Origin of the sequence: Pseudomonas sp. PS01298 (assembly GCF_029959745.1) — a bacterium.
Classification (GTDB): domain Bacteria; phylum Pseudomonadota; class Gammaproteobacteria; order Pseudomonadales; family Pseudomonadaceae; genus Aquipseudomonas; species Aquipseudomonas aylmerensis.
Genome location: NZ_JASCPP010000024.1, coordinates 1 through 11967 on the forward strand (window position 1 = coordinate 1; position 11967 = coordinate 11967).

The following is an 11967-nucleotide window of genomic DNA, read 5'->3' on the forward strand; positions in this document are numbered from 1 at the left end:
GCGTTGGGTGGCGAAGCCGCCCTAAAACCATCCACCGCATTGTGTCTGACGGAATGCGGCGGTCTTATTGGGACCGCTTCGCGCTCCAACGCGGGGCAAGCCCGCTCGCCACAATAAGCAAGCCCGCTCACCACAGTTTCACTTTCAGCCACAATCTCATTCCCTGCCACAATCTCACTTTCAGCCACAATCCCATTCCCAGCTCCAACCCTCACAACGACGCAGTAATTCCCCCATCCACATAAAGAATATGCCCGTTGACGAAGCTCGCGGCGTCGCTGGCGAGGAACACGGCGGCGCCGGCCAGTTCGGCCACGTCGCCCCAGCGGCGGCTCGGGGTGCGCTGCACCAGCCAGTCGCTGAATTCGGGGTGGGTCACCAGGTTGGCGTTCAGTTCGGTCTTGAAGTAACCGGGGCCGATGCCATTCACAGTCAACCCATGCGGGCCCCAGTCGATGGCCATGCCCTTGGTGAGCATCTTCAACGCGCCCTTGCTCGCCGCATACGGCGCGATGCCCGGGCGGCCCAGTTCACTTTGCACCGAGCAGATATTGATGATGCGCCCACGCTGGCGCGCGATCATTGCTCGCGCCACGGCCTGGCCGACCAGAAACGCGCTGTCGAGGTTGGTGCTGATCAATTCGCGCCAGTGCTGCTCGCTGTAGTCTTCGAGCGGCCCTCGACGCTGCATGCCGGCGTTGTTGACGAGGATTTCCAGCGGGCCGAGGCGCTCCTCGATATCCGCCACCGAGGCCTGGATCGCCGCGCTGTCGGTGACATCGAATGCCTGGGTGTGCACCTCCAGGCCTTCCAGCGTGAGCATCGCGGCTGCATCGCACAAGTTGCCGCGATTGCGTCCGTTGAGCACCACCCGTGCGCCGGCCTGGGCCAGCCCACGCGCAATGGCCAGGCCGATACCGGCGCTGGAACCGGTGACCAGCGCGAGCCGGCCATCCAGGCGGAAGTTGTCTAAAACACTGTGCATGGAACCGTTCTCCGAACGCGCGGGTGATAACCAAACAGGGCTTGATGGGCTTAACTTCGCTGCAATCCAGGGAGTAGGTCCAATGTTCATTTATGATCTTGTGATCAATATCGGTGATCACCAGGGTAGGGTATGGAGCTCAAACACTTGCGGGCCTTTGTGGTGCTCGCCCAGGAGCTGCATTTCGGTCGGGCGGCAGCGCAGCTGTCGATTGTGCAACCGGCGCTGAGCATGCAGATCAAGTTGCTCGAAAGCGGCCTCGGCGTGCGCCTGCTCGACCGCAATCGCCACTCGGTGGCGCTGACCGAAGCCGGTCGCGTGTTCCTGCCGGAAGCCCAGGCCACCTTGCACCAGGCGACGCGGGCGGCGGATGCGGCGCGCGCCTCCACCCGTGGCGAGATCGGCCGGGTGCGCCTGGGGTTTGTGTCCTCGGTACTCCCGCAGTGGTTGCCCGAGTTGATCCGCGCGGTGCACCAGCGTTACCCGCGCCTCGAGCTGGAACTCAAGGACATGCCCGGCCCCGACCAGGCCATCGCACTGAAGAACGGCCTGCTGGATTTCGGCCTGATGCGCCTGCCGGCCGCGCACCCGGGGATCCAGACCCGCGCGGTGCTGCACGAGAGTTTTTGCGTGGCGTTGCCCGTGGATCACCCGCTGGCGGCACACGCGTCCATCCAGCCCGCCGACCTGCTCGATGTGCCGGTGTATATCCTCGCGCGGCGCTATGCCCCGGGCTTCTACGATGAGTTTATCCAGGCGCTGGGCATCCCCCTGCACATCGCCTCGGAGCTGGGCGAGTTCACCACTATGCTCGCGCTGGTCTGCGCCGGGTTGGGCGTTGGCGTGCTGCCGTTTCAGGCGACGCGGGCCCTGCCGGCCAATTGCGTGTCTCGGCCTCTGCAACTGGGTGGTTTCGAGACCAGCACGGGGCTGGCCTGGACCGCGTTGGACAGCGCCGTCAAGCGCACGCTGTTCGATCTGATCGTCGATTTGTTTGGTGAGTGATTGTTTCACCGGGTGAAATGCTGGATTGTAAAACCTGGTGATTCCATCGACCCGGGCAGCGATGGAACATGCGGTGTGTCGAACCCCTCTTTCGGAGCCTTCCATGTCCCAGCCTGCGATCAAACTCTACGGTTTTCCATTGTCCGGCCACACTCATCGGGTCGAGTTGATGCTGTCCCTGCTGGGCTTGCCCAGTGAATTTATTCTGGTCGACCTCAAGCAGGGCGCGCACAAAGCGCCTGAATTCGTCGCGACCCTCAATAGCTTCGGCCAGGTGCCGGCGATTGACGACAACGGCACGGTACTGGCGGACTCCAACGCGATCCTGGTGTACCTCGCGAGCACCTACGGCAAAGGCCAATGGCTGCCGAGCGATCCCATAGGCCAGGCGCGCGTCCAGCGCTGGCTGTCGGCCGCCGCCGGGCAACTGCATGCCGGCCCCGCTGCGGCACGCCTGGCCTTGGTGTTTGGTGCCCAGGTCGATACCGACACCGCGATCAGCCGTTCCCACGCGTTGCTGCAGTTGGTGGAGCAGCAATTGCGCCACAGCCGCTTCCTGGCCAGCGAACAGCCGAGCATTGCCGACGTCGCCTTCTACACCTACGTGGCCCACGCGCCGGAAGGCAATGTGTCGCTGGACGACTACCCTCATGTACGCGCCTGGCTCGCCAGCATTGAAGCGTTACCGGGGTTTGTCGGCATGCCGCGCACGGCGGTGGGGCTGCAATCACACTGATTTTCACGAGGCCTGTCGATGGACCGATTCCATGAAATGCAGGTGTTCCTGGCGGTGGCCGAGGAGGAGGGCTTTGCCGCCGCCGCGCGCCGCCTCAACACCTCGCCACCCAGCGTGACCCGCGCCATTGCCGCCATGGAAGCGCGGATCGGCACGCAGTTGCTTGCGCGCACCACCCGCAGCCTGCACCTGACGGAAGCGGGCCAGCGTTACCTGGAAGACTGTCGGCGCATCCTGGCTGAACTCGACGAGGCTGAGGAAGCGGCGGCGGGCAGTTATACGATTCCCTGCGGCCACCTGACGGTGACCGCGCCGGTGTTGTTCGGCGAGCTGTATGTCGCACCGGCGCTGGGGGAATATCTCGACCGTTTTGCGCAGGTGAGTATCAATGCGCTGCTGGTCGATCGCGTGGTCGATATGCTCGACGAAGGTGTCGACGTGGCCGTGCGCATCGGCCATCTGCAGGAGCCGGGGCAGCAGGCGATCAAGGTCGGTGAGGTGCGCCGCGTGGTGTGTGCGGCGCCGGCTTACCTGGAGCAGTACGGCCGGCCCCGGCACCCCTCGCAGTTGCGCGATGCGAAGATTGCGACCTCGTCCTCCAGTCAACTTGTCAGCGAATGGCGGTTTGTCGAGGATGGCCAGCCACTGACCGTGCCGATTGAGCCGCGCCTGGTGGTGACGGCGAACAATGCGGCGATCAACCTGGCGAGGCAGGGCTGGGGCATGACGCGGGTGCTGTCCTATCAAGTCGCCGCAGCGGTGGCGGCCGGTGAGCTGGAGATTGTCCTCGAGGCTTTCGAGCCCGCGGCGCTGCCGATCCAGGTGGTGTTCCAGAAAAGCCCGCGAGTGCCGGCCAAGATCAACACTTTCGTGGATTTCCTCACCCACCGCCTGGGCCAGGACGCAGCCCTGAATCCGGCGATGAAGCGGCGCGGATGATGGAGCGATACCGCGATATGCAGCTGTTCGCCGCGCTGGCCGGGCACCCGAGCCTGGCCTCGGCGGCGCGCAGTGTCGCGGTGTCCGGCCCGACCCTGATGCGCGCGGTTGCCCGCCTGGAAGCCCGCCTGCGCGTGGCGTTGCTGGTGCGCAGTACACGCGGCGTCAGCCTGACCGAGGCTGGCCAGGCCTACCTGGCCGACTGTGTGCGTCTGCTTGCCGCCGTGGACGCTGCACAGGCTTCGGCCAAGGGCATGCACGATCAGGCCCAGGGTAATTTGCGCGTGTTCCTGCCGCTGCTCTTCAGCCGTTATGTGATGGCGCCCGTGTTGGCCGGTTATATGGATCGCTACCCCGACGTGCACCTGGTGGCGCACTACCACGACTATTACCCCAACCTGCACGAAGAGGGGCTGGACGTGGCGATTTTGGTGGGCGAGCTGCCCAGTTCATCCCTGGTTGCGCGACCGGTCGGGCATGTGCGGCCGATCCTGTGTGCCAGCCCTGGCTATCTCGCTGCCCATGGCGAGCCGCGGCACCCGGACGCGCTGAAACAGCATCGACTGATCGCCAGCACCGACCCGGTCGATTGGGCTTTCAAAGGCGGCCCGCTCAAGGCGCGTGCGCGCTTGAGGAGCACCACGGTGCAAGGTGCGATCAATGCGGCCGTGCAGGGGGCGGGGCTGATTCGCTGCCTGAGCTATCCCGTGCATGAGCACCTCCTCAGCGGCGAGCTGTGTCGTGTGCTGCCGGACTATGAGCCGCCGCCGTTGCCGGTGCACGTGGTGTACCGCGACGGCCGCCATGCGCCGATGCGCGTGCGCAGTTTTGTCGACCATTGCGTGGCGGCGCTGCGGGATCATCCGGCATTTCAGTTGGTGTAACAGTCGATTGCCCGGCGTGGGCATTCTTCTGTGGGGTGCCAGCGCGCACCATTGGCCTATCCACTCGGAGGTGAGCAGCATGAATCCCATCGAACATTCCCCCTGGCATGCCGGCGAACGGTATCTCCAGCACAACGCCGGCGCCGCCGAACGCATGGCCGTGGTCGGGCCCAAGGTGATCCGCGATCACTTGCCGGAGCAGCATCGGGACTTCTATCCCCTGTTGCCGTACCTGGTGCTCGGCGTGGTGGATGAACAAGGGCTTCCCTGGGCGACGATGATCGAAGCCGCGCCAGGGTTCGCGCATTCACCCGACCCGCAGACCTTGCAGATCGACAGCGTGCCGTCCGTGAGCGACCCCGCCCGTGCTGCGTTGCATCGCGGCGCCAGCGTGGGCGTGCTTGGCATCGACCTGAACACACGCCGACGCAACCGCCTGAATGGCCGGATCGGCAGCCTGGGGCACGAGGGTTTTTCGATCGAGGTGGTACACACCTACGGCAATTGCCCCAAATACATCCAGCTACGGCCGGTGGTTGGCGTCGCACGCAGACCCGACACGCGGGTCGAGCGCCTCGACGGCCTGGATGCCGCGGCCCACGCAATGATCCGCAGCGCCGACACGTTCTTCGTCGCCAGCTACGTCGACGTCGCCGACGAACGCTCGGTGGACGTGTCCCATCGCGGCGGCTACCGCGGCTTTGTGCACGTGGAAGGTGATCTGCTGACCATCCCCGACTTCGCCGGCAACCTGTTCTTCAACACCCTGGGCAACCTGCACGTGAACCCGGTGGCGGGGTTGTTGTTCATCGATTTCGAATCGGGGGACGTCCTGCAGGTCACCGGGCGCACCTCGTTGATCCTCGACGGACCGCAAGTCGCCCGCTTCGAAGGCGCGCAACGCTTGTGGACCGTCACCGTGGAGCGTCTGGTGCGGCGTCCGGCAGCCCTCGCGTTGAGGTGGCGCTTCGTGGAGTTCTCGCCGCACAGCCTGGCTATGGGAAATGGGTAGCCTGGGGATTGGCATAGGAGGCTGCAGGGAACAACTGGTTGGTCATCTCGATGATCTTGTTCTGTGCGCTGATGAACTTGTCCGGGCGCCCGCCACCCCAGGTCGCGTCATACAGCGCCTGGCCGACGCGGTGACCGTTTTCAAACACCTGGATGTCGGCAAAGGTCATGTACAGCGCAAAGTCCCAGCTCCAGGTGCCGATGTAGGTGGTCGACAGTGCACAACTCGCGGGCGGACTGCCCGGCGGCAACTCGCGGGTCTGGAAACCCTTGCTGCGCAGCTGCGCGGTGTAGGTGCTGTTGAACCCGCTGCGCAGGCCCGCGGCGGGAATCATGCAGATTTCAGCGGACTGGGCGGGTGACAAGGCCACCGGGGTAACGGTCTGCGTAATGCTGCACCCCGAGAGGAAAAGGGCGGTCAGCACAACAGCGGAAGCAGATAGCGGGCGCATAGGGACGGTCCATGTCATGAGTGGTGGCTTAATGATAGCTGATCCCTTGCAGGAGCCCGGCTTGCCGGCGATTGCATCAGGGTCGCTATCGCCAGCAAGCGCGATGGCCCTTCGTGGGCTCAAGGCATTCGTGCCCTGCGGTTAAAACTCAATTGCGCCATCGCCGGTGTTTACCCCCGGGTCATCAGGCAATACTGCGTCGGGATTTTTCCCGAGGTTTCAAGCATGAACAACCCGAGCCGACTGGCACTCCTGATCACTGCTGCGGCGGTTCTGACTGCCTGTGGCGAATCGTCCAAGCTGCCCTTCCAGGCCGGTGTCGGCCCCACGCCCCAACTGCCGGAGCCCAGCACTTCGTTGATGCCCACGCTCAAGGTGTCCAAGGCCGTGGGCTGGCCCGAGCAGGTGCAGCCGCGTGCCCCCGAAGGCTTCACCGTCACCGCGCTGGCCGACCATCTCGACCACCCGCGTTGGGTCTACACCTTGCCCAACGGCGATGTGCTGGTCGCCGAAAGCAATCACCCGCCGATGCCAGAAGGCACGACCGATGGGGGCACCGGCTTGATCGCCTGGGCCCGCCGCACCGCGATGGGCATCGTCATGGGCCGCGTCGGCGCGGATACGCCGAGCGCCAACCGCATCACCCTGCTGCGCGATGCCGATCACGATGGGCATGCCGAGGTGCGCAGCGAGTTCCTCACCGGTCTCGCGTCGCCCTTCGGCATGGCACTGGTGGGCGATGAGTTGTACATCGCCAATGCCGACGCGGTGGTCAAGGTGCCTTATACGCCGGGCCAGACGCACATCGACGCCACCCCGGTCCACGTCACTGACCTGCCGGCCGGCATCAACCACCACTGGACCAAAAACCTGCTGGCCAACCCGGAAGGCACGCGGCTCTACGTGACCGTGGGGTCCAACAGCAATGTCGGCGAAAACGGCCTCGACGCCGAAGCAGGCCGCGCGGCCATCTGGGAGCTGGACATCGCCAGCGGCGCGAAACGCCTGTTTGCCAGCGGCCTGCGCAACCCCAACGGCCTGGCGTGGAAACCCGGCTCCACGCAGCTGTGGACGGTGGTCAACGAACGCGACGAAATCGGCAGCGACCTCGTACCCGACTACCTCACCTCGGTGCAGGACGGCGCCTTCTACGGCTGGCCGTGGAGCTACTACGGCGCCCACGTCGACATCCGCGTGCAGCCGCCACGCCCGGACAAAGTCGCCCAGGCCATCGCCCCCGACTACGCCCTCGGCACCCACGTCGCGCCGCTGGGCCTGACCTTTTCCGACGCCCGCAGCATGCCGGCGGCGTTTGCCGATGGCGTGTTCGTCGGCGAGCACGGCTCGTGGAACCGCAACCCGCAGGCGGGCTACAAAGTGGTGTTTATCGCCTTCAAGGACGGCCAGCCGACGGGCACACCGGTGGACTTCCTCACCGGTTTCCTCAATGCCGAGGGCGAAGCCCAGGGCCGTCCGGTGGGCGTGACCCTGGACGCGCAAGGCGCATTGCTGGTGGCGGATGATGTGGGGAATACGGTGTGGCGGGTGATGCGGGACAAGCCTTGAGGCTGGGGTAGTTGCCCTGCTTAAGAATCAAGCCAGTGCTGAATGTGCGTCGTTAGCCGTTCGACACCTATGCCGCCCTTTGAAAATTCGCTGATCGCACCCACCGCGTTCTCTCTCAAGTACTCCTCGGTCTCCAGCGCAGTGATGCATGCACGGCCCGGAAGCAGCAAAAGACAGGGGTTGGGAATATTGCCGTCCACCCTGAGGCTGTCGTGGTAAATGTGCGCAGACTCCATGGCCTCCAGTACGTTGCTGCGGCCACTGCGCCATTTGGCATCGAGGATCATGCTACGGGTTTTCAGGCTCTGCTTTTGGACGAGCAGGATATCGGGGTAGCGTTCGCGAGAAAGGCTGCGTGCGAACGGCTTATTGAGTTTTGCGATCGATCGGAATCGTGCTTGGAACAGCACCTCCAGAGTGGACGCATCGGGCAGTAGGAACAGGTACGCGAGTTGAGCGTGGGGTACGGGCTTGGAGATTGGCGTAGGCTCGGCGCCTGTTAACCGCGCAATAATTGCCAGCACCTCGATGTAGCACCACGTCTCGAAAATTCCCCACGTGGGCTGACTGTGTAGTCGGTCCGCCGGGTTATCGCCAGCCACTCCGGTCATCAGCGCTGCGCAGCCAAGCCGGTAGGCCTTTTGGTATCGGGGGTGGGCAGCTATTTGTGTGAGGCCACTTGCACTGGCACCGCTATCCGACACTTGGCTGAGCGTTGGGCCTTGAAGAAGACTTTGGCTAAGAGAGAAAAAACCGTCGAGGAGCTCCAGGCGACGTTCGCTGCGTGCTGCCTGGTCTTCTTTGGACCCTGCCAATGAGTGGCTGCGAACCTTGATTGCCAGATTTGCGCAGGTGACAGAGAAGCGCTTGAGCAGCGCTCGCAAGGTACGGTTTGCAGGCGTGTCGCAGGTGTGTCTCGAACTGATGCCATGGATGAGCAGATCAGTGTCATGCGTGGGGCCGCTGCCATTGAGCAACGAGACAAGTCGACGGTCCCTCAACGCGTCAGTGGGCAGTCGTCTGATTTGAGCAAGCGGAACGGGTTGGCGGGAAGCACTGAGTCTTTGATGCGGCTCGTACAATGCACGCTCCGCTGCTGTTAGAAATGCCTTTGCATACTGACGCAATCTTGCCAACAGAATAGTGTCGGCCAGCAGAGTTTTTTGAGCCCCGTTGCCGAAGCCCAGCGTCGAGGCGCACTCTCCTAATAGCAGTGCCGGGTCAAAGGTGCGCAAGGCGCCAATCATCTCGTTGAAAACTTCGACGGTTGATTTTTGCGCTTTGGCGTCAACCTGCAGTCGACAAGTTTTGACAGTGCCGCATACGGCAATGACTTCGACCGTAACGTGACCGGCATAGAAACCGGGTTGCCACTCGAAAATACCGCCTTTGGAGAGCAATTCGAGATCATCGATAATCAACCTTGAACCTTGATCAATGCTGATTTGATACCGAAGGTATTCTTCATAGCCCTCCGACAGTTCATCCGCGCTAATCGTGTTCCAAGCTTCAGTACTGTGTAAGCGGATACGTAACATAGTCACGGACGCCTACCGCCAAAACCGTGCAGAACCCGTCACCTGCAAGTCGTCCTGCATACTGCTGACTTTTTCGGCACATCGTGCCAGACCATGGGAGGTGAGACAGTCCAACACTGCGGCCAGGGCTTTCTGAAATGGCGCAATCCCTTCACCGCGAATCTTCGGCAAGACTTTGGCGTAGATAACGTCATCAAGAGCGGTTTCCAGAGACATAGCGCCCTGGTGCTGGAACGTCAAATAGTTGATGACGTCATTGATGGTCCGCCAGCCAAAATGCAAGCGCACCGGCTCAAGCGCTTTGACCAGACTCACCATTACTTGCTTGAGTTTTGCCAGGTGCTCTGGGGGGAGTGTCGAGTCACTCCAGCCAGGAAACGCGTCGACGTCAATCTTCCAGAATTCGAGGGTATAGGCGCGGTCGAGCACTTTGTCCGAAAGGCCGTGGGTGGTCTCATCCATATTCACTGTGCCGATAATGGCCAGGTTGGCTGGATAACGCAGTAGTTCCGGGATATGCAGGGTATCGTCGCCCAATTGGTGCAGGTCCAGATCTCCCCCTGTTTCCATCGCCGACAGGATAGGCGCGAGGTATTGCTCGGGATGTGACAGGTTCATCTCATCGAGAATGACCACATAAGGCGTTTGCGGATCCTCGCAGGCTCGCATCAAGACGTCGAGGAACGGCGTACTGCGGTAGGCACTATCACTTAGAGGGTTGACGTAACCCAGAAGCGCACCCGCGTCGTACCATCCGGGCTGGACCGGAATGACTTTTATATTAAGGGACTGCCCTGACGCACTGGCACACAGCGCATGGGCGTAGTGAAGAGCCAACTGGGTTTTGCCAGAGCCGGATATGCCGGTCAACACGGCGAAGTGTCGTAGCGGATGCGACCACAAACCCGCATGAAGTTGGGCGACAAGCTGTGGGTCAAAAGCCATTTGCTGCTGGGCGGTACGTGCTTGTAGTCGGGAAAGGAGGGCGGGCCAGGCAGGCAGTACCAGGTTTTCATGTTCGTTGGCCTGCGATGGTTCGGCCAGGATCACCAAGCCCTCGGACAGTTTTTCCGGCTTCCAGGTAATCATTTCTGCCCAGCGTCTACCGCGCTCGCTCAACAGTAAATGCTTGTCGCTGTCCTGTTGCACCACCTCCATGCTCGCCAGCCAGTTGAGAATCGAGTACGGAACTGCTGGGGATGTCCAGCCAGGATGCACTGTTTGCAAAAGCGCGATCAGCTCAGGCTTGCTGCTGGGTTCTCTACTTAAATGATCAATAACGTGGTCAATACCGAGTATGCGTGTCAGCAGATGGTCCGCCAATTCATCCGGTTCCTGCGTTTCCAGCAAATTCAACCCGCGTGCGTTCAGAATGTAGAGATCACCTTCGCGCTTGCAGATATCCAGTTCGCGTACGATTACGTTTTTTGCTGAAAGTATCGCTCGGTCTCCGGCGTCGGGGCTCAGCACCCTGAGAATGTCCGAAAGCTCACTGCTGGTGACACCCTCATTCAGCTCTGCAAGGATTCCCAATACGCTGGGTAAACCTCCGCCGAAGGGTGTCAATCCTTTGCGGCGCAGTGTGGCCGGCAGGGGAGATAAACCCAGTTCCGTGGGCTCAATCTTGCCTTCCTCCACGGGGTCAGTGGTTGTGTTGAGTTTTTTGTACAACAGCCATGGCAGGCACAGACGCAGTGACCATGAAACGGGTGTGTCGGTCGATTCAAGTGCGCTATCGATGCGAGCTCGAATATGTTGGTGCATTTGCACCGGATGATCTTTCGCGTCTCCGCCCAATTCCCGGTGGAGTTCAGTCAACCTTCCGACGTCAGCGATCGTTGTGTAGTGGTTTGGAAAAAACGCACACATGATTCGGTTGATCTTGAGTCTGGGCGTTCGTTTGCACAGGGCGTGCATACGTTCGCTCATCTCGTTGTACAACGACATCAACGTGCGTTGAACCAACACAGGATCATCAGGTAGCGGGGCGGAAAATTGGGTGGCGAACCACTGCACAAAGTCCGGGTCTTCAAGTGCTGGTTCAATAGTGACGTGCCCGTTACCCGTCTTGCTGAGAGCTTGGGCGTTCCACAGATGACGCAGGAACGTGCGTTCAGTGAGTTGCTCGGGTTTGCCGGCTTCGGCCTTGGCGATAAACGCCTCGACGTTTGAAGCCCATTCCAGGTTGCCTGGCAACATGGCCGGGCCCGCTAGAATCGCCTGCAAGTGAGTATTCAAAACCGCATCGTTCTCGATCTTCACGCCAACATCCTCCCTGGTGGGCGTCGATAGTATCAAAGTGATATCTCGCGAGGCATCAAATAACGTCACAAGTGTTGCGGGATGTTGAACTGTCAGATTGACGACTATTGCTGGGTTAGCCTTATTTTCCTACTGACAACAAGGATTAGTCATGCAACGAAAGGTCATCAATCCCACGACGGTATTCAACTCCTTGCAATATGGTTTCAGCCAGGCTCTCGAAGTCCCTGACGGCCGGCGCATTCTGCTTTCCGGCCAAGTGGGCGTAGATGCCGAGGAATGCACGATGGGCCTGGGCATTGCCGAGCAGACTGCGACCGCCTTGGACAATATCGAAAAAATCCTGGCCGAGGTCGGCGGCGGCCTGGCCAACGTGGTCATGCTGCGGTTATATATCGTCGAGTCCGCACGTGAGCAGCAGGAGCCGATAGCGCAAGCGTTGCGTGAGCGTTTCCCGCACAACCCGCCGCCCTCGTCGTGGATCATCGTCAGCGGGTTGTCGTTGCCGCAATGGTTGATCGAGATCGAGGCGGAGGCAGTGATTGCGCGCAGGTGAACAAAAAAGCCATGGCAGCGTCGGCTGTGTTCT

General features: G+C 61.6%; 11 protein-coding genes. 7 read left to right on the forward strand and 4 right to left on the reverse strand.

All coding sequences use genetic code 11. The annotated features are described in order from the left end of the window. Positions 1-211: 211 nt before the first annotated feature. Positions 212-985, reverse strand: coding sequence for a glucose 1-dehydrogenase (locus QMX97_RS11410; protein WP_282396946.1), 774 nt, complete (start codon positions 983-985; stop codon positions 212-214). 132 nt (positions 986-1117) lie between these two features. Between QMX97_RS11410 and QMX97_RS11415 the strand changes: the two genes are divergently transcribed. The 5 genes from QMX97_RS11415 to QMX97_RS11435 all read left to right on the forward strand — a co-directional run bounded on the left by QMX97_RS11415 (position 1118) and on the right by QMX97_RS11435 (position 5561). After that, positions 1118-1990, forward strand: coding sequence for a LysR family transcriptional regulator (locus QMX97_RS11415; protein ID WP_282396947.1), 873 nt, complete (start codon positions 1118-1120; stop codon positions 1988-1990). A gap of 103 nt (positions 1991-2093) precedes the next feature. Continuing rightward, positions 2094-2726, forward strand: a complete 633-nt coding sequence (locus tag QMX97_RS11420; protein ID WP_282396948.1) for a glutathione S-transferase — start codon at positions 2094-2096, stop codon at positions 2724-2726. Between the two features lie 18 nt (positions 2727-2744). Further along, positions 2745-3665: a LysR family transcriptional regulator gene (locus tag QMX97_RS11425; RefSeq protein ID WP_282396949.1), complete on the forward strand. Its 921-nt coding sequence runs from the start codon at positions 2745-2747 to the stop codon at positions 3663-3665. Beyond that, positions 3665-4549: a LysR family transcriptional regulator gene (locus QMX97_RS11430; RefSeq protein WP_282396977.1), complete on the forward strand. Its 885-nt coding sequence runs from the start codon at positions 3665-3667 to the stop codon at positions 4547-4549. The genes QMX97_RS11425 and QMX97_RS11430 overlap by 1 nt, the downstream gene beginning before the upstream one ends. 79 nt (positions 4550-4628) lie before the next feature. Further along, positions 4629-5561, forward strand: coding sequence for a pyridoxamine 5'-phosphate oxidase family protein (locus QMX97_RS11435; protein WP_282396950.1), 933 nt, complete (start codon positions 4629-4631; stop codon positions 5559-5561). Here the strand turns inward: QMX97_RS11435 and QMX97_RS11440 are convergent. Continuing rightward, on the reverse strand, positions 5545-6012 hold the full coding sequence (locus tag QMX97_RS11440) for an Sbal_3080 family lipoprotein (protein WP_065904154.1): 468 nt from the start codon (positions 6010-6012) through the stop codon (positions 5545-5547). The genes QMX97_RS11435 and QMX97_RS11440 overlap by 17 nt on opposite strands. A 225-nt stretch (positions 6013-6237) precedes the next feature. Between QMX97_RS11440 and QMX97_RS11445 the strand changes: the two genes are divergently transcribed. After that, positions 6238-7578, forward strand: coding sequence for a sorbosone dehydrogenase family protein (locus QMX97_RS11445; RefSeq protein ID WP_282396951.1), 1341 nt, complete (start codon positions 6238-6240; stop codon positions 7576-7578). 20 nt (positions 7579-7598) lie between these two features. Here the strand turns inward: QMX97_RS11445 and QMX97_RS11450 are convergent, their stop codons facing one another. Together QMX97_RS11450 and QMX97_RS11455 are read right to left on the reverse strand one after the other, a co-directional pair. After that, entirely contained in the window at positions 7599-9116 is a 1518-nt protein-coding gene (locus QMX97_RS11450) for a DUF2357 domain-containing protein (protein WP_065904142.1), read from the reverse strand. Between the two features lie 12 nt (positions 9117-9128). Next, positions 9129-11378 (reverse strand): hypothetical protein, encoded by a 2250-nt coding sequence (locus QMX97_RS11455; protein ID WP_282396952.1) that lies wholly within the window; start codon positions 11376-11378, stop codon positions 9129-9131. Positions 11379-11529: 151 nt separating this feature from the next. On the opposite strand from QMX97_RS11455, the gene QMX97_RS11460 reads away from it, so the two are divergent. After that, complete coding sequence (locus QMX97_RS11460; protein WP_282396953.1) at positions 11530-11934, forward strand: Rid family hydrolase; 405 nt, start codon at positions 11530-11532, stop codon at positions 11932-11934. Positions 11935-11967: the final 33 nt, after the last annotated feature.